17 protein-coding genes and 1 other RNA gene are annotated in these 17952 nt (G+C 58.3%); 11 read left to right on the top strand and 7 right to left on the bottom strand.

Annotated elements, in window-relative coordinates:
• Positions 1–7: 7 nt before the first annotated feature.
• Complete coding sequence (locus tag KEHDKFFH_RS09980) at positions 8–871, top strand: hypothetical protein (RefSeq protein ID WP_104321785.1); 864 nt, start codon at positions 8–10, stop codon at positions 869–871.
• Here the strand turns inward: KEHDKFFH_RS09980 and KEHDKFFH_RS09975 are convergent.
• Both KEHDKFFH_RS09975 and KEHDKFFH_RS09970 read right to left on the bottom strand, forming a co-directional pair.
• Positions 868–1755, bottom strand: a complete 888-nt coding sequence (locus tag KEHDKFFH_RS09975; RefSeq protein ID WP_104321784.1) for a chemotaxis protein — start codon at positions 1753–1755, stop codon at positions 868–870. The genes KEHDKFFH_RS09980 and KEHDKFFH_RS09975 overlap by 4 nt on opposite strands.
• 190 nt (positions 1756–1945) lie before the next feature.
• Entirely contained in the window at positions 1946–2542 is a 597-nt protein-coding gene (locus tag KEHDKFFH_RS09970; protein WP_104321783.1) for an exopolysaccharide biosynthesis protein, read from the bottom strand.
• A 266-nt stretch (positions 2543–2808) separates the two neighbouring features.
• Between KEHDKFFH_RS09970 and KEHDKFFH_RS09965 the strand changes: the two genes are divergently transcribed.
• Entirely contained in the window at positions 2809–3612 is an 804-nt protein-coding gene (locus KEHDKFFH_RS09965) for a substrate-binding periplasmic protein (protein ID WP_158253194.1), read from the top strand.
• A gap of 67 nt (positions 3613–3679) precedes the next feature.
• On the opposite strand, the gene ssrA is transcribed toward KEHDKFFH_RS09965, so the two are convergent.
• The 3 genes from ssrA to smpB all read right to left on the bottom strand — a co-directional run bounded on the left by ssrA (position 3680) and on the right by smpB (position 6173).
• Positions 3680–4044, bottom strand: a transfer-messenger RNA (tmRNA) gene (gene ssrA / locus KEHDKFFH_RS09960).
• Between the two features lie 90 nt (positions 4045–4134).
• On the bottom strand, positions 4135–5553 hold the full coding sequence (locus KEHDKFFH_RS09955; RefSeq protein ID WP_104321781.1) for a WS/DGAT/MGAT family O-acyltransferase: 1419 nt from the start codon (positions 5551–5553) through the stop codon (positions 4135–4137).
• Positions 5554–5693: 140 nt separating this feature from the next.
• The gene (gene smpB, locus KEHDKFFH_RS09950; protein ID WP_064229984.1) at positions 5694–6173 is read right to left on the bottom strand and encodes an SsrA-binding protein SmpB; all 480 of its coding nucleotides are present in this window, start codon (positions 6171–6173) and stop codon (positions 5694–5696) included.
• A 200-nt stretch (positions 6174–6373) separates the two neighbouring features.
• Here smpB and KEHDKFFH_RS09945 point away from each other — a divergent pair, with 200 nt between their 5' ends.
• From KEHDKFFH_RS09945 to KEHDKFFH_RS09935, 3 genes are all read left to right on the top strand, one after another.
• A complete protein-coding gene (locus KEHDKFFH_RS09945) occupies positions 6374–7999 on the top strand; it encodes a sodium-dependent transporter (RefSeq protein WP_104321780.1) in 1626 nt (541 codons plus the stop codon).
• A gap of 72 nt (positions 8000–8071) precedes the next feature.
• Positions 8072–8518 (top strand): type II toxin-antitoxin system RatA family toxin, encoded by a 447-nt coding sequence (locus KEHDKFFH_RS09940; protein WP_064229986.1) that lies wholly within the window; start codon positions 8072–8074, stop codon positions 8516–8518.
• Positions 8518–8805, top strand: a complete 288-nt coding sequence (locus tag KEHDKFFH_RS09935) for an RnfH family protein (RefSeq protein WP_104321779.1) — start codon at positions 8518–8520, stop codon at positions 8803–8805. Before KEHDKFFH_RS09940 ends, KEHDKFFH_RS09935 begins: the two co-directional genes overlap by 1 nt.
• Here the strand turns inward: KEHDKFFH_RS09935 and KEHDKFFH_RS09930 are convergent.
• Positions 8799–9125 (bottom strand): outer membrane protein assembly factor BamE, encoded by a 327-nt coding sequence (locus KEHDKFFH_RS09930; protein WP_104321778.1) that lies wholly within the window; start codon positions 9123–9125, stop codon positions 8799–8801. The two genes, KEHDKFFH_RS09935 and KEHDKFFH_RS09930, sit on opposite strands and share 7 nt — an antisense overlap.
• 122 nt (positions 9126–9247) lie before the next feature.
• On the opposite strand from KEHDKFFH_RS09930, the gene fur reads away from it, so the two are divergent.
• Positions 9248–9658, top strand: coding sequence for a ferric iron uptake transcriptional regulator (fur, locus tag KEHDKFFH_RS09925; RefSeq protein ID WP_104321777.1), 411 nt, complete (start codon positions 9248–9250; stop codon positions 9656–9658).
• Positions 9659–9753: 95 nt separating this feature from the next.
• On the opposite strand, the gene recN is transcribed toward fur, so the two are convergent.
• Entirely contained in the window at positions 9754–11433 is a 1680-nt protein-coding gene (gene recN, locus KEHDKFFH_RS09920; RefSeq protein ID WP_104321871.1) for a DNA repair protein RecN, read from the bottom strand.
• Positions 11434–11688: 255 nt separating this feature from the next.
• On the opposite strand from recN, the gene grpE reads away from it, so the two are divergent.
• The 5 genes from grpE (at position 11689) to carA (ending at position 17951) form a co-directional block, all read left to right on the top strand.
• Positions 11689–12288: a nucleotide exchange factor GrpE gene (gene grpE, locus KEHDKFFH_RS09915; protein ID WP_104321776.1), complete on the top strand. Its 600-nt coding sequence runs from the start codon at positions 11689–11691 to the stop codon at positions 12286–12288.
• A gap of 92 nt (positions 12289–12380) precedes the next feature.
• Positions 12381–14306 (top strand): molecular chaperone DnaK, encoded by a 1926-nt coding sequence (dnaK, locus tag KEHDKFFH_RS09910; protein ID WP_104321775.1) that lies wholly within the window; start codon positions 12381–12383, stop codon positions 14304–14306.
• A gap of 78 nt (positions 14307–14384) precedes the next feature.
• Positions 14385–15515: a molecular chaperone DnaJ gene (dnaJ, locus tag KEHDKFFH_RS09905; protein WP_104321774.1), complete on the top strand. Its 1131-nt coding sequence runs from the start codon at positions 14385–14387 to the stop codon at positions 15513–15515.
• A 24-nt stretch (positions 15516–15539) separates the two neighbouring features.
• Entirely contained in the window at positions 15540–16340 is an 801-nt protein-coding gene (gene dapB / locus KEHDKFFH_RS09900; protein ID WP_069181920.1) for a 4-hydroxy-tetrahydrodipicolinate reductase, read from the top strand.
• Between the two features lie 480 nt (positions 16341–16820).
• Positions 16821–17951 carry a glutamine-hydrolyzing carbamoyl-phosphate synthase small subunit gene (carA, locus tag KEHDKFFH_RS09895; protein ID WP_192875770.1) on the top strand — a complete coding sequence of 377 codons (1131 nt, stop codon included), beginning with the start codon at positions 16821–16823 and terminating at the stop codon, positions 17949–17951.
• Position 17952 lies beyond the last annotated feature (1 nt).

Here is a 17952-nt window from a genome sequence, read left to right as displayed (position 1 = left end):
CACAGCAATGATCCGTTTCCTTACCCGTGGCCTGATCGCCGCCCTGACACTGACCCTGCTCGCCGGTTGCAGCAACCCCGAGACACCCCAGGAAGTGGCGGCGGCCTTCTGGCAGGCCATGGCCGAGAACGATGCCGACGACGTCATGGAGTACTCTACCCTGGCGGATACCGCCGCGTTCGACGGTTACCAGCGAAGCTGGACAGATACTGTGCCATCGTTCGGTCGGGTGATCATCGAAGACCGTGAGGCCACCATCGTCACCCGCCTGCCCGCCGAGGCGGGTACCGAAGGCGAGCGGCTGGAGCTGGTCACTTACCTCGTGCGCTTCCAGGAGCAATGGCTGGTGGATTACAACCGCACTGGCGAGGCCATCCTCAATCCCTCACCGTTCAACAGCATCATGGGTGAGCTCAGCCGACTGGGGGAAGAGCTCAGCGCCCGCTTTTCCTCATCGTCCGACGAGTTTGAGCAGCAAATGGAGCAGTTGGCTCGGGACCTGGAAGCCTACTCTGAGGAAATGGGGCGGCAGGCAGAGAGCGCCATGGACGAGTTCGGTAAAAAGCTTCAGGAAGCCATGCGGGAGCTTGAGCGCTCGGTGGAAGAAGCCCTGAAAGATAATGAGCCGACGCCGGAGAAGGACCGGGTGATCCTGGAACAGGCTGCCCGGGATCTGGATCGCCAGGCCGATGAGCTGAGCGACCCGACCATGGAATCCCTCGCCAACGCCAGCCGCACCGTGGCGGAAACCGGCGAACGCTTCACCCGCCTGAGCGAGGACACCCTGAACCGTCACCGCGACGAGTGGCAGCAGAAGCTGGCTGAGATGCGCGCCGACGCAGACGAGTTCATTGAACAGCTCAGGCCTTAACGGGCCTGCTCTGCCCCCCTCAACATGGCCTGAAGCAGCTCTTCGGCATCGAACTTGGTCAGGGCCTCGTTGGCACCTACCTGATTGGCATAGCTCAGGCTCATCTCACTGTTCAGTGACGTATGCAGGATGATGTAGGGCTGCTTCAGCGCTGAATTGTCACGCACATTGAACGCCAGCTCATAACCATCCAGTCCCGGCATCTCGATATCGCTGACCAGGATATCCGTGGGCCGGCCCAGTTCGTGGTCCCGCAGCAGGATCTGCAGGGCATCATCGCCATTGGACGTTACCTGGTAGGGAATGTCCTTGCTGTCCAGCACGTCCGAGAGCTGCTTCCGGGCCACCTGGGAATCGTCCACCATGAGAATGTTCAGGGCCTTGAGCGTCTCGCTCTGAACATCCGTGAGAACCACCTCCTGGGTGTTCAGGGATTCCGGGTACACCTTGGCCAGCAGCAATTCGACATCCAGCAACTGGATAATATCGCCCTCCACGTCCAGCAGGCCGGTGATAAAGGCCTTGTTGCCCAGGGCCTTGGGCGGCGGCATTACTTCCTTCCAATCGGTTTCGATAATCTGCTGAACGCTGCGCACCAGAAAACCGATCTCCTGGCGCTGGATATCCGTGACAATAATTGAGGCTTTTTCCTGTTCTTCCCGGGTCAGTGGTGGGTAGCCCACGGCCGCGGCCATATCAATAACAGGAACGGCGGAACCCCGGAAGGTGGCTGTGCCGATGACCGCATGATGGCTGTGGGGCAGCTTGGTCAGCCGCATGAAAGGCAGGATTTCCCGGATCTTCAGGGTACCGATTCCGAACAGACGCTCGCCGGAAAGCCGGAACAGCAAAAGTTTCTGGGTCTGCTTCGTTTTGCTGGACATATAACCGGGTCCTTTCAACTGCAAAAGCCCCTGAAGCAGGAGCTTTTTCAAGAAGTTGGTTCAACAGGCTGTTTGCCGGGCGCTGTTCAGCCCGCAAGCCAGGGGTATGTAGCAATAGTAGCAGCTTTACCGTGAACGGGGATTCAGAAGGATTGTTTCAAATGGTGACAGAGTCCGTGAGTGCCGGGTGTCACCAGGGCAAATTGTTTAAAACGAACCAGGCTGTACCACCGGTCGCCAGGATTGCCACCAGGGCGAGCAGGCCATCCCGAGCCACAATGGCCAGGCCAAAGGCCATCAGGGCGATTCCGGCACCGTTGGCGCTGAATGGAATTACCTCCATCAGTGGCATGGCAGCGGCTACGGCCATGCAGATAATGGAGATAACGTACTGCCCCGGCCCGCGAACCAGCCAGAGTAGCCGTTGTCTGGTCCAGCGATCCATAAAACGGGCGGGCTTGGCCATCCAGTCCAGTCCCCTGGCAAGGTTTTCTCTCTCAATGTTCCGGCGCGCCAGCTTTGACGGAATCCAGATCGAGTGTCGCTGGAGAACGAGTTGTCCCAGAGTGAGTAACACCATCAGGCCGAGCAGGGTGGGTACCCCGGGAATATCCCCGATCAGCGGCGCCAGGGTAATAACGCCGGCGATCAGAACGATCGGCCCGAATGAGCGCTCACCCACGGCTTCCAGTACATCACCCACAGACACCTGAGCCTGTCCCGCGGTATTCGAGCGGAGGCGTTCCAGAAGTTCTGTCAGGCTGGCCGGGTCGTCTGGCTGGTTCATGGTGTTGCGTGAGGCCCCTTTTAGTTCGTATTTCCCAGACACTACCTTGCTTGAGTAAAGAGTGCATGACCACAAGATGACGGAAGGGTTAGCACTGATCTGGTTTTGCAGAGGTTTTGAGCCAGGGACTTATTGGTCTATATTGAACAGAGTTTCCTCCCTCAGCGGCACCAAAGATGTATACAGGCAAGAGTAACGGATTCCCGTTCTCACAGTTGTTGCCCCCGCGCTTATTTGGACCAGTTTTTTGTAAATCTGCTTTGGTCTTGGCGTCCGTTCTCTGTTTTGCGGCACCAACCTATGGCGACTGCGACATCACCTTGCGCTGGGATGATGATCCGCCTTATTTCATGGCCGAGGAAGATGAAGTGGTTGGTATGGATGCCGATCTGGTTCGTGAAGCCATGGCGCGCCTTGGTTGCAACCTTTCCTTCGAAAAACTGCCATGGGCGAGGGCGCTCCGGGAACTGCGTGACGGGCGGGTGGACATGCTCTCCGGCGCCTATCAGACCCCCGAGCGCGAACAGTATGGCCACTACTCGAAAGTGGTTGGCCTGGTATCCCCCAATATCTTGTTTGTTCGGCGGACTGACGAGGCCAGGTTCGACTTAAGCGGGTTGAGAGAGCTGCTGGAATCAGATTTCAGGCTAGGCGCCCAGATTAGCGTGACTTATAGCGACGAATACAGCGCCCTTGTTCAGAATCCCGACTTCGAACAAAACATTCAGTATCTCTCCCGCCGGGAGTCACTCTGGAAAATGCTGGCCCGTAATCGCATCGATGGCGTGGTTGCCAGCAGGCTAACCGGCTTGTACGAGATACAGGAACTGGGACTGTCCGGCACGATTACGCCCAGCTCACTGGTAGTCTCCAATAAGCCGGCGTACTTCGTTTTCTCCAAAGCAACGGTTAGTTCCGGGTTTGTGGCAGATTTTGATGTTGCGCTCCGAGCAATGCTGGACGACGGGACGTTTGCGGCCATTGTGAATCGGTATGTTTGCGATCCCGGAGGGTTTGGGCTGGCAGAGGCGCAGACAGATACGGGCACATGCCCGTTGGCGATTCGTTGACGTTCGGCCAGGTTTTGGAGGGGGTATAACGAAAAAAGCCCCTGAAATCAGGGGCTTTTCGGTTGATTGGTGGAGACGGCGGGAATTGAACCCGCGTCCGCCAGTACTCAGCCTTGAGGTCTACATGTTTAGCGTCTCTCTATTGATTTAAGTTCAAGCGACCCGAGAGCCAGGGTGCAAGAACCGAGTTCTTTAAATCTTAGCCGTTAGCCAGTGAACTCTGGGTAACGGAGCATCCCGTAAGCGATGACGTCCTGAGATGTTGCTTCCGGGCTACGGGCGACCCGGTCAGGACGACTAGCAGCTTACGCTGCTAGTGCGTAGTTTTCGTCGTTTGCGACTATTGCGTTGCAGCTTTGGATTAACGAGATTGGCTGCCATCTCGACATGCACTCAAGGGTTCGCCACCAGCGTCGAAGCCATGTCGTCCCCTTACCTCCAGTATATGTGTCCGGTTTGCCGGACTTCAAGGTTTGTTTGTTGCAGTTTTGTGCTTACAGGGTTGTAGATGTACTTACAGCCCTAACTGGCCTTGCGTTCAATGGCCCCGTGCCGGCCTGCCAGAGCCGCGTGGCTCAGGGCCTCGAAGCTTTCCCGGAAGTAGCCCATCACGGCATCCGGGTCGGCGTGAATGGCCTTGTCCACGGTAATGCCGAATTGCACGGTGCCGGCGTAACTGAGGATGCTCATCCCGATTCCGATGGTGCCGCTCTGGGGCACCCAGAACATGGGCTGGGTCAGCTTGCTGCCCGCCAGGTACAGGGGCTCTTTCGGGCCCGGCACGTTGGTCAGCACGGCGGAGGCCTTGTTGCTGAGCAGATCCAGCGCCCGCCGTTCAATAACATCGGGGCCCCGGCCGAAGATATCAAGCAGGCTGTAGGTAACCTGGGCCTGATAGGATCGCTTGAGGCGGTTCATGTTCTCCTGCACCTGCCGGAAACACATCAGCGGGTCCATCACTTCCACCGGCAGCGTGACCAGGACCAGGCCGAACTTGTTACCGAGGGTTTCTATGGGTTGATCCAGTGGTCGCAGGTTGAATGGCACGGCCACGCGAATTCCGCACTCGGGGATTGTCTCCTTATGGGCTGCAAAATGCCGTTGTAAGGCCCCGGTGACCGTGCAGAGCAGGGCATCGTTGATGGTGCCGCCGAGGGCCTTGGCGCAGGCTTTCACGTCGGCAAGATCGAGAGGATCGGCCCAGGCCACCTGCTTGCGTCCGGATAGCGGTTCCTTCAATCCGGTTTTGGGCTCTACAGGGGCCAGACCAAGCTTGAGCAGGTCGAAGGCTACGCCGCTGGCGGTGGTTGCCAGTTTCAGGGGGTAGTTGGGCTCTTCACGAACAGATTGAATGAACAGTCTTGCCTGATTGGTCGCCGTTTGCGCGCTGTCTACGGCGCGGTGCAGGAAGTTCTGGATAGCCGATCTCTGGCGGGGTTTGGAGCGACGCTTGCGGGCCACTTTGCCCAGCCTGGGTTCCGGCGTTTTATCGGTGAGTGACAGCATCACGCGCACCAGTGAAATGCCATCGGCAATGCAATGGTGAATGCGGATCAGCAGTGCGCCACCGTCGCCGTAATTGTCGATGTAATGCATTTGCCAGAGCGGCTGCCGGAAATCCAGTGAGGTGCTGTTCATGTCGCTGACCAGCTTCTGGAGCTCCGCCTTGTCGGCCTTGCCTGGCAGGGCGATGCGGTGCAGGTGATTGTCCAGATCGAACAGGGGATCGTCCTGCCAGTAGGCGCGGTCTCCGGTGTCTAGGACCCGTTGCCGGAACCGGTCAAAACAGAGAAACCGCTCCTCAAGCGTGTGCCTGAGGCGGCTCATCGAAACCGGTTTTTCCAGCGTCCACACTCCACAGATCATCATGGGGTTCTGGGGCGAATCCATGCGCAGCCACGCGCGGTCCACGGCAGACATTGGTATCTGTTTGGGTGACATAAGCGGCTCCCTTTGCCCTGCACCGGAGTTCCCGAGTATAGGCCTGTTGGAATTCTGAACAAAGAGAGTGAGTATGCGACATACCCGTCGACGCCGGCCATGACCGGCGTCAGGTATTTGTTAATTCTCGGCGGGCAGGATTAAACGTTGGCTTCGCGCAGGATGCGCTGCTTCTGGCGGTTCCAGTCGCGCTCTTTCTCGGTGGCGCGCTTGTCGAACAGCTTCTTGCCTTTCACCAGGGCAATTTCGCACTTTACCTTGTTGTTTTTCCAGTACAGCGCCAACGGAATGCAGGTGTAACCGGCCTGGTTCACCTTGCCAACGATCTTGGCAATCTCCTTGGCGTGGAGCAGGAGCTTGCGCGTGCGCGTGGGGTCTGCGATCACGTGGGTGGACGCCGCAATCAGCGGGGTGATGTGAGAGCCGAGCAACCAGGCTTCGCCGTCCTTGAGCAGCACATAGGCGTCCACCAGTTGGGCCTTGCCCGCACGGAGGGATTTCACTTCCCAGCCCAGCAGGGCGAGGCCCGCTTCAAAGCGTTCCTCAATGTGGTACTCGTGCTTCGCCTTCTTGTTCAGCGCAATGGTGTTGCTCGGCGTTCCGGGTTTTTTCTTGCTCATGAATCAATGAATCCGGGGTCGGACGAATGAACGGACCGGCCTTGCTGCAGCCGGAAAAAGGCGCATTGTAGCCCAACAGTGCCAGAGCGGTCACGAAATCAGCGTTGTGGCTGCTTCTGGTTCGTGCGCGGAGGGATCCTTCAGCTACAATACTGGCCCAGACCTTCTCCCCGACCTGCTCAGTGGCCTCAGGGACGCGAATGCCTACGCCGTATCAGACACATATCGGGTCCTTTACCCGAAAATCAACCTTCTTCTGGGCCGCGGTGGGCGCTACCGTGGGTCTTGCCAACCTGTGGCAGTTCCCTTATCTGGCCAGTCTGCATGGTGGTGGCATGTTCATCCTGCTTTACCTTGCCTGCCTGCTGCTGGTTACTCTGCCGCTGATGGTGACCGAAGCGGCCATAGGTTGCTATGCCCGACATGGAATTGTCCTGGCCATGGATGGGCTGATCCGCAGTGCCAAGCAGTCCCGTGCCTGGATGGCGGTTGGACGGCTCAGCATACTGGCCGCCTTTCTGGTGCTCTCATTCACTGCAGTGTTCGGTGCTGTCGCCCTGGCCTACGTCTTTTTCGGTGCGCTTGGCCGCTTTTCCGGTGCTGGCGAGCCCGAGGCAACCGGCATTCTGGCGGGCCTGGTGTCAGACCCCAGGGAATACCGGGTTTTCATGGGTTGGCATGTCTTTTTTCTGCTGCTGGTGCTCTGGGTCTCGGCGCAGGGCGTGGTGAAAGGGCTGGAGCGGGCCCTGCGGGTGGTGGTACCGGGCGCCCTGGTGCTGATGCTTGTGCTTTTTGCCCTGGCCGCCTGGCACGGGCGGATCGATGGTGCCATCAACCATATTCTGGCGATGCATCCAGAGGATCTTTCCTGGGAGAGTCTGAAGGCGGCCCTGTTCCATGCTTTCTTTACCCTCGGCCTCGGTATGGGTGTCTGGGCCATATTGGGTTCCTACACCACGCCCCACACCCGTCTGAAGCGCTCGATTCTGGCGGTGGTGCTGATGGATACCCTGGTTGCCATCCTCGCGGGCCTGATGATTTTCGCGATTGCGACCGACGGCAACAGCTTTGACGGTGAGCGGGGCTTCAGCCTGCTGTTCGTCTCCATGCCTATTACACTGGCCCAGTTGCCGGCAAGCCAGTTTGTGATTGCGGCGGTCTTTTTGTTGGTGGTGCTGATCGTCTGGACCACGTCGCTGAATGTGCTCGAGCCAATTGTTGGCTGGTTTCGGGAGTGGACCGGCGCGCCCAGAAGTCTGTCGGTGCTGCTCATTGGCCTGGCGGTATGGCTGGCGGGTCTCGCCTCTCTGCTGTCATTTAATGTATGGGCCGAACAGCGGGTTGGCGGTGCTACCCTGTTTCGCTGGCTGGAACTGGTCACCGGCGGCCTGCTGATTCCCCTTGTGGCCATCCTGATCGCGCTGTTTACGGGCTGGTGCCTGACCAGGCATCTTTCCGGTACCATGCTGGGCGCTGCACCAAGGCTGTTCGCCGGTATCTGGTTCTGGGTGATGCGCCTGGTTCTGCCCATCGTCGTTGCATGGATAGGGATCCAGTACACGGCCTTTTCATTGGCCAACCTGTGTAGCAACGGCAACGTTGCTGCCTGGTGCGAGCAGCCCGCTGCCATGCTTTCGGAAGGCGGTGAAGTGCCACCGAACGATCGGTCCTTTGCCGCTACGCCTGCCGACTCCGAGGGGGAAGCCGCCGAGTCTGACGGGACGGCGCCCGCGTCAGACCAGAAGTCGCCGGCGATGGAGGAAAGTGGTGGTAAGTCAGGCGAAAAAGCCCCAAAACAGAACGATATCCTTTATGATAGCGTGTGATTGAGGCTGTCTTCCTTCCCAGAAGTCCGCAACTTTTTCACAGCGTGTTTGCAAGCAGGACAACCGGTTCCAATGCCCCATCAGATTGATAAAACAGCTTTGGTTATGCACTCCGCCGAGCGCATGTTTCACCTGGTAAACGATATTGCCCGTTACCCGGAGTTTTTGCCCTGGTGTGCGGGCGCGGAGATTCACGAGCGTCAGCCGGAGCAGGTCACGGCGTCCCTGGAAATTGCCAAGGGCGGAGTGCGCCACAAACTGACGACCCGCAATCAGTTGCTGATGCCCGAGGCGATCGAGATGAATCTGGTGGACGGCCCTTTCCGCAACCTGACGGGCCGCTGGCATTTCAAATCCCTGGACGAGAACGCCTGCAAGGTGATTCTGACCCTGGAGTTCGAGTTCTCCGGATCGCTTTCAAGGATGACGTTCGGGCCCGTTTTCAGCCAGGCCGCCAATACCATGGTGGATGCTTTCTGTCGCCGTGCTGATGAGCTTTACCGGAAGGAGGGCGCATAATGCAGGTGGAAGTGGCCTATGCCAGACCCGACCGGCAGGAAATTGTGCCGGTGAACGTGCCGGAGGGAACCACGGCTCTGGAGGCTGCCAAGCTATCCGGAATCACTGATATTTTTCCGGAAATTGATCCCGACACCATTGATATGGGCGTGTTCGGAAAGGTCATCAAAGACCCGGCGGCGCACGAACTTCGCGAAGGCGACCGGGTGGAGCTGTATCGCCCGCTCAAGATCGATCCCAAGCAGGCGCGATTGAACCGGGCGAAGAAGAAAGGCCAGGCTCAGTAGGCCGGGGTTTCTTCCAGCAGCTGGGCCTCGTAGTAGGCGTACTGGTCGCCTTCGTAGTAAACGATAATTCGTTGTTCCTGGATGTCTCCGCCCTCTCTCTGGAACGTATACACATAGTATTCGCGGGAGGGGTCAACCGGGTTGAGCATGAGGGGTGTTCCCATAACGGCGTGCACCTGGCTGCGAGGCATGCCTTCGGTCAGCTGCGTCAGCTCCTCATCGGTAACGATGTTTCCCTGCTGGACGTTGATTTTGTAGACGCCCGGGAAAACGCAACCGGATAGAACGAAAGTGAGAATGAGAGCTGTGAGCTTTTGCATCGCCGGGGGAAATCCTCTATCTTGAAATCGCCTGCCAGAGGCAGGTGTGACACGGGTTAACCGTTCAATGGCGGCTTCATCATACCGGAAGCCGTGAGGCACACCAAAGAGTGAATAGTAACATGTCATCCGAAAACGCCGAATTACGAAAAGTCGGTCTGAAAGTGACTCTGCCGCGAGTGAAGATCTTCAATATCCTGGAGACAGCGGAGGAGCATCACCTCAGTGCCGAAGATGTGTACAAGAAGCTTCTGGAGCAAGGCGATGACGTGGGGCTGGCAACAGTCTACCGGGTGCTGACCCAGTTTGAGGCGGCGGGGCTGGTTCTTCGGCACAACTTTGAAGGCGGCCATGCCGTGTTCGAGATGGCTGGCGACGATCACCACGACCACATGGTCTGCACTCAGACTGGTGAGGTAATCGAGTTCGTTGACGAAGTCATTGAAGAGCGCCAGAAGAAAATTGCTGAAGAGCATGGCTACGAAATCGTTGATCACAGCCTGATTCTGTACGTAAAGCCCATCAAGTCCTGAGCCTGACTCAGTCAGTCTGATGAAAAAAGGGGCGGGTTTTGGCCCGCCCCAACAGCTCTCAGGATCGAGAGGGGTAGTGGAAAATTGCTCGCGGCTCAGTGATGGGTTGCCTGCCCCTTAGAAAACATCTCCCGGGCGTGTGCGATCGTGTGTTCGGTCATGTCCACGCCTCCCAGCATTCTCGCCACTTCACTGATTCTGCCCTGATCATCCAGCGTCTCGATTTTCGAGAAGGTGGCATCCTGTTCGGTAAACTTGCTGACAAATAAATGCTGGTGACACTGGGCTGCCACTTGCGGCAGGTGGGTCACGCAAAGTACCTGCCCGTTGCTGCCAAGAGTCCGGAGTAGCCGGCCAACCACTTCGGCCGTGCCCCCGCCAATGCCGACGTCCACTTCATCGAAGACCAGGGTGGGCGTGGTTGAGGTCTGGGCAACCACTACCTGAATGGCAAGACTGATCCGCGACAATTCGCCGCCGGAGGCGACTTTGGCCAGTGGCCGCGCCGGCTGCCCCGGGTTGGCGCTGACCAGAAATTCAATCTCTTCCAGGCCGTGGGGTGCCGGCTCCTGGCCACTGCTCCGATTCAGGTGGGTAATGAACTGCATGTTGGGCATGCTCAACTGGGCAAGCTCGGCTGCGACCCGTTGGTCCAGCTCGGCAGCGGCCGTGGCGCGGGCCTCCGAAAGCTTGCCGGCCAGTTCATCGAATCGTGCCCGTTGGCTTTCCAGCTCAGCCTCCAGTTGCTCCAGGCTGCCCTCGCCGCCGTCCAGTTCGGCCAGCTCGACGCTCAGGCGCTGATGAAGTTCCGGTAATTCCTCCGGCGTGATCCGGTGTTTGCGGGCCATCTGGTAAATGGCGCTGAGCCGTTCTTCCACGTCCGCCAGACGTGCCGGGTCGGCCTCGTAGTCTTCGACAAAGTGACGCAGGTTGTCGCCGGCCTCGCTGATCTGGATCTGGGCTTCGTTCAACATCTGTATGGTGTCGGCCAGTGCAGGTACGTCCACGGGAAGCTGTTCCAGTTGTTGCAGTGCCTGACGAACGAGATCAGCCGCGCTGGTTTCATCTTCCGTGCAAAGCAGGGCTGCCTGGTGGCTGTTGTGCAGAACCGTGTCGGCCTGGCTCAGTTGGGCCTGTTCCTGTTCCAGTTGTTCCTGTTCGCCGTTTTCCAGTGCCAGGCGGTCCAGCTCTTCCACCTGGTAACGCAGGAGTTGCAGCTTGGCCTCTGCTTCATCCGCATTCTGCTGGCGCTCGGTCAGCCGTTGGCGGATCTGGTTCCAGGTTTTCCAGGCTTCGCGGGTGTCGGCGGCCAGGGTCTCAACGCCGGCAAACTCATCCACCAGCTTGCGGTGGGTTTCCTTGCGCAACAGGGATTGATGCTGGTGCTGGCTGTGAATATCCATCAATACCCCGCCGAGTTCCTTCAAATGATTCAGCGGGCAGGGCTGGCCATTAATGTAGGCGCGGGAGCGGCCATCCTTGCTGATCACCCGACGCAGAATGCAGTCGCTTTCGTCATCCAGCTCATGCTCTGCCAGCCAGTTGCTGGCCTCGGGAATGTCGGATACGTCAAAGGTGGCTGTAATGTCGGCACGCTTGGCGCCATGGCGGACGGCGCCGGCATCTGCGCGACCACCCATGGCCAGTCCAAGGGCGTCCAGCACAATGGATTTGCCGGCGCCGGTCTCGCCGGTCAGTGCGGTCATGCCCTTGCTGAACTGGAGTTCCACCCGTTCGGCGATGGCGTAATTGGAAACCGTAAGTTGAGTCAGCATGCAGATAACCTCCGCGTTTTTCCTGAAACCGGCAAAACACTGTGGATGTATACAGTGACTGTGAATATATACAGGGTTTTTGTTGTTTGCAAACCCGCGGAGGGGATTTTCTTCAGGATTGCAGGCATTGGTGGTTGAAACCTGAAGAGCGGGCCCCATATCCGTTCGCAACGACATTTTCCGGCTCGCCGGGGCCGGAGCCCATGTTTAATCGGCCACTGACAGCGGGCCGCTTTAGATCAAGCAGGAGTAACCATGAGCACTGACGAGAACCGGAACGAGCACGAGGAACTGAACGAAGCCCTCGAGGCTGCGAAAGAGGAAGCCCAGTCTGCTGAAGGAGAGGCTGGCGACAGCGAAGCCTCCGAAGTGGAAGCGCTCCAGGCTCAGGTTCAGGAATTCCAGGAGCAGATGTTGCGCTCTCAGGCGGAGATGCAGAATGTGCGCCGTCGAGCGGAGATTGATGTGGAGAAAGCCCACAAGTTCGCTCTGGAAAAGTTCGTCAAGGAGCTGCTGCCGGTTGCTGACAGTCTGGAAAAGGCAGTCGAGAGCACTGAAGGTCATGAGGACTCGGGCGATGCGGTTGCCTCCATCCGTGAAGGCGTTGAAATGACCCTTAGCCTGTTCATGTCCAGTCTGAAGAAATTCAATGTTGAGCAGATCAACCCGGTGGGCGAACCGTTCGATCCCCAGCATCACGAAGCCATGTCGATGGTGCCGGCGCCGGATGCAGAGCCGAACAGCGTGGTCGCCGTGGTGCAGAAAGGGTATCTGCTGAATGGCCGCGTGGTGCGGCCGGCCATGGTGGTGGTCGCCAAGGCAGAAGATGCACCAAAAATTGATGAGCAGGCTTGAAAAGCCGATTAAAGCGCCAATATAGCCAGTAAATAGCGAAAGCGGGGGAAATTGGCCTCCGGGAAAGCATTCAGAAGAATTGGAGTGATTCAATGAGCAAGATTATCGGTATCGACCTGGGAACCACCAACTCTTGTGTAGCCATCATGGATGGCGACAAGGTCAAGGTAATTGAAAACGCCGAGGGTGATCGCACCACCCCGTCCATCATCGCCTATACAGACGATGGTGAGACCCTGGTTGGCCAGTCAGCCAAGCGCCAGGCAGTAACCAACCCGAATAACACCCTTTACGCCATCAAGCGTCTGATCGGTCGTCGTTTTGAGGACGACGTGGTTCAGAAAGACATCAAGATGGTGCCTTACAAGATCGCCAAGGCGGACAACGGCGACGCCTGGGTTGAAGTGAAGGGAGAGAAGATGGCTCCCCCGCAGGTTTCTGCGGAAATCATCAAGAAGATGAAAAAGACAGCCGAAGATTATCTTGGCGAGAAAGTGACCGAAGCGGTTATCACCGTGCCGGCCTACTTCAACGACAGCCAGCGTCAGGCCACCAAGGACGCAGGCAAGATCGCCGGGCTGGAAGTGAAGCGGATCATCAACGAGCCGACTGCGGCGGCCCTGGCTTACGGCCTGGACAAGAAGAGCGGCGACCGCACCGTGGCTGTATACGATCTGGGCGGTGGTACCTTTGACCTGTCCATCATCGAAATTGCCGATGTAGACGGCGAGCATCAGTTCGAGGTTCTGGCCACCAACGGTGACACCTTCCTCGGTGGTGAAGACTTCGACCTGAAGATCATCGAGTACCTGGCAGACCAGTTCAAGAAAGACAGCGGCATCGACCTGCGTGGCGATTCCCTTGCGATGCAGCGTCTGAAGGAAGCTGGTGAGAAGGCCAAGATTGAGCTTTCCAGCAGCCAGCAGACCGACGTCAACCTGCCGTACATCACTGCAGACGCGTCCGGTCCTAAGCACATGAACGTTAAGCTGACCCGCGCCAAGCTGGAGTCTCTTGTTGAGGAGCTGGTTCAGCGCAGTCTCGAGCCGTGTAAGGTTGCCCTGCAAGACGCCGGCATGAAGGCCAGCGAAGTCGATGAGGTTATCCTGGTCGGTGGTCAGACCCGCATGCCGCTGGTGCAGGAAAAGGTTAAAGAGTTCTTCGGCAAAGAAGCGCGCAAGGACGTCAACCCGGACGAAGCTGTGGCCATGGGCGCTGCAATCCAGGCGGCCGTTCTGTCTGGCGACGTGAAAGACGTTCTTCTGCTGGACGTAACCCCGCTGACCCTGGGTATTGAGACCATGGGCGGTGTGGCAACTCCGCTGATCGATAAGAACACCACGATTCCGACCAAGAAGTCGCAGACCTTCTCCACTGCGGATGACAACCAGACCGCCGTAACCATTCACGTGGTGCAGGGTGAGCGCAAGCAAGCGAACCAGAACAAGTCTCTGGGTCGATTCGACCTGGCCGACATCCCGCCGGCAGCGCGCGGTGTGCCTCAGATCGAAGTGACCTTCGACATCGACGCCAACGGTATCCTGAACGTATCCGCGAAGGACAAGGCGACCGGTAAAGAGCAGTCGATCGTGATCAAGGCCTCTTCTGGTCTGAATGATGACGAGATCGAGAAGATGGTTCAGGACGCCGAGGCCAATGCCGAGGAAGATCGCAAGTTCGAAGAGCTTGTCCAGGTCCGCAACCAGGGTGATGCAATGGTCCACGCCGTTCGCAAAACCCTGAAGGACGCCGGTGACAAGGTCAGCGACAGCGAGAAAGAGTCCATCGAAGCTTCCATTAAAGAGCTGGAAGAAGCTCTGGAAGGTTCCAACAAGGAAGACATCGAAGCCAAGACTCAGAAGCTGACTGAAGTCTCTTCCGAGCTGGCCCAGAAGATGTATGCAGATCAGGCGGATCATGCCCAACAGGCCGGTGGGCAGGAAGAAGCCCAGGGCCAGCAGTCTGACGACGCCGTCGATGCTGAGTTCGAAGAAGTCAAAGACGACGACAAGCGATAAATCTGACGTACATCAGGCAGTTGGAAAACGCGGGGAATTCCCCGCGTTTTCCGCGTTTAAAAACAGGGTTTTAAAAGCATGGCCAAGCGCGATTATTACGAGATTCTCGGGATTTCCCGGGACGCGGACGAGAAGGAAATCAAGCGAGCCTATCGAAAGCTCGCGATGAAGTATCACCCCGACCGTAACCCGGACGACGCCGAAGCCGAGAACAAGTTCAAAGAGGCCAGCGAAGCCTACGAAGTACTGGCAGAGCCGTCCAAGCGGGCTGCCTATGACCAGTTTGGTCACGCCGGCGTAGACGGTCAGGCCGGTGGTGGCGGATTCGGAGGCGGCGGTGCCAGCTTCTCCGATATCTTCGGCGATGTTTTTGGTGACATTTTTGGTGGTGGCGGTGGTCGTGGGCGCAATACCCGCGGTGCCGATCTTCGTTACACCCTGGAACTTGATCTGGAAGAGGCCGTAAAGGGCAAGACGGTCCAGATCCAGATCCCGGGCCATCGCGAGTGTGAAGTGTGCGATGGTAGTGGCGCTGAAAAAGGCTCTCGCCCGGAAACCTGCGGTACCTGTAAAGGTATGGGGCAGGTGCGCATGCAGCAGGGCTTCTTTACCGTGCAGCAGGCGTGTCCGACCTGTCGAGGCTCCGGCCAGATCATCAAGAACCCCTGCAAGGGCTGTCATGGCCAGGGTCGGGTTCAGGAAGAGAAAACGCTGTCGGTCAAAGTGCCGCCGGGTGTGGACACCGGCGACCGCATTCGCCTCTCCGGTGAAGGTGAGATGGGCATCGATGGCGGGCCCTCCGGGGACCTGTATGTGCAGATCGCCGTGCGCGAGCACTCCATCTTTACCCGAGACGGTCGCAATCTCTATTGTGAAGTGCCTATCAGCATCGTTGATGCCTCCCTGGGTGGAGAGCTCGAGGTGCCGACACTGGATGGCCGGGTGAAGCTGAAGATTCCACCGGAAACCCAGACCGGCAAGCTATTCCGGCTGCGCAACAAGGGCGTCAGCCCGGTTCGTGGTGGCCCGGCCGGTGACCTGCTGTGCCGCGTGATTGTGGAAACACCGGTGAACCTGACCAAGCGCCAGAAAGAATTGCTGGAAGAGTTCCAGAAAACCCTGGATGCCAGTAACGGCACAGAGCATGGCCCGAAGAAGAGCTCCTGGTTTGAAGGTGTCAAAAGCTTCTTCGACGAAATGAAATTCTGATCGGCCCGAAAAAGGAACGCGAGCATGAGGGTAGCAATCATCGGCGCCGCCGGGCGCATGGGGAAAGTCCTGATCGAAGCCGTTGACGGCACCGAAGGCCTGGAGCTGGGTGCCGCCGTTGTCGAGCCGGGCAGTAGTCTGATCGGCGCCGATGCCGGCGAAATGACCGGGATCGGCAAAACCGGCGTCAAAATGGCCGGCAGCCTGGCCGATGTGAAGGATGATTTTGATGTGCTCATCGACTTCACCTTCCCGGACCTGACCCTGGAAAATGCCGAGTTTTGCAAGGCCAACGGCAAGATGCTCGTGATCGGTACCACCGGCATGTCCGATGCCGAAAAGCAGCAACTGGCCCTGGCCGCCGAAGCCACGCCAGTGGTGTTCGCACCCAACATGAGCGTGGGCGTCAACGTTGTCCTCAACCTGCTGCGCACCGCCGCCGCAACCCTGGGTGACGACTACGATGTGGAAATCATCGAAGCCCATCATCGCCACAAGAAAGATGCTCCTTCTGGTACGGCGCTGCGCATGGGCGAAGTGGTTGCTGATGCCCTCGGCCGGGATCTGAAAGAGTGTGCCGTCTATGGCCGTGAAGGCTTCACCGGCGAGCGCACCCGCAAGGAAATCGGTTTTGAGACCATTCGAGCGGGTGACGTGGTTGGTGATCACACCGTGTTGTTCGCCACCGAGGGCGAGCGCATCGAGGTGACCCATAAGGCCAGCAGCCGGATGACTTTTGCCAAGGGTGCCATGCGGGCGGCGTTGTGGCTGAAGGATAAGTCGGCCGGGCTTTATGATATGCAGGATGTGCTGGATCTGAAGTGAAGTCTGTTTGTCGGATTACGAGGCTGGCGCCTCTAATCCGACCTACCTGCTTGAGGGCATTCTCCGAGGTGGGGGATTGGGATTCCTTTGCCGGGAATGTAGAGGGCCAGGGATGGCCCGAAACAAGCGCACATGGGTAAGGCAGAGCGTATGTGAAGCGAAGCTTCATGCGACAGCCGAACGACAGCAATCTGTGATTGCTGGCTGGACCCCGAAGGGGTGCTTGTAGCGGTTCCCGGGAAAGGAATCCCAAGCGCCCGCCGGTGTCTCGGTCCCAGTCTTGCGAAGACATTTTCCATGGACACAAAGCGCCATATTTTTTACAATAAGGCGGTTTGACTGCACCAAGCGTACCTTTGCACCAAGTTTCTGAAAAAGCGGGACCGAGTTAAGACTCCGTCTCGCTTTTTTGCAACCTGAATTTGCGCTTGCGTTCCTGTTCGTGACGAACCGATACGCCACTCGATGAGGATACAAGCCTTGAGCACACCAGCAATCCTTGCACTCGCAGACGGAAGCCTGTTCTACGGCACAGCCATCGGCGCTGACGGAGAAACCAGCGGTGAAGTGGTGTTCAACACCGCCATGACCGGCTACCACGAAATCCTGACAGATCCGTCCTATTCCCGCCAGATCGTTACCCTGACTTACCCGCATATCGGCAACACCGGTGTGAACGAAGAAGACGTTGAGTCAGACCGCATCCAGGCTGCCGGCCTGATCATCCGTGATCTGCCGCTGCTGGCCAGCAGCTGGCGCAGCAAGGGAAGCCTGGACGACTACCTGCGAAGCAACAACATTGTTGGGATCGCCGACATTGATACCCGCCGCCTGACTCGCATCCTCCGGGACAAAGGCTCCCAGAACGGTGCCATCGTGGCGGGCGAGAATGCCACCGCCGAGCGGGCGCTGGAGCTGGCCAAAGCCTTCCCCGGCCTCAAGGGCATGGATCTGGCGAAAGAAGTAACCTCCGAGAAGATCTGGTCCTGGAGTGAAACCGAGTGGACCCTGGGCGAGGGTTACGGTGAGCGTGAAGAGTCCCGGTTCAAGGTGGTTGCCTGGGATTACGGCGTGAAGCTGAACATCCTGCGCATGCTCGCCTCCCGCGGCTGCGACATCACAGTGGTGCCTGCGCAGACTCCGGCCTCCGAGGTGCTGGCTATGAAGCCGGACGGTGTGTTCCTGTCCAATGGCCCGGGCGATCCCGAGCCCTGTGATTATGCCATCACCGCCATCAAGGAAGTGCTGGAAACCGAGATCCCGGTGTTTGGTATTTGCCTGGGACACCAGTTGCTGGCGCTGGCCAGCGGCGCCAAGACCATGAAGATGGGGCACGGCCACCACGGTGCCAACCATCCGGTGCAGGATATCGCCAGGGGTACGGTAATGATTACCAGCCAGAACCACGGGTTTGCCGTAGATGAGGCAACACTGCCGGCCAATGTCGAGGCGACTCACAAGTCCCTGTTTGACGGCACCCTGCAGGGCATTCGCCGGACCGACAAGCCGGCCTACAGCTTCCAGGGCCACCCGGAAGCCAGCCCCGGCCCCCATGACGTGGCCCCGCTGTTTGACGAGTTTATCCGCCTGATGGAGGCGCGATCGGCCTGAG

Origin of the sequence: Marinobacter maroccanus (assembly GCF_002933275.1) — a bacterium.
Classification (GTDB): Bacteria; Pseudomonadota; Gammaproteobacteria; order Pseudomonadales; family Oleiphilaceae; genus Marinobacter; species Marinobacter maroccanus.
Note: the sequence above shows the minus strand (reverse complement) of the source record. Positions and strands in the feature narration are given on the sequence as shown.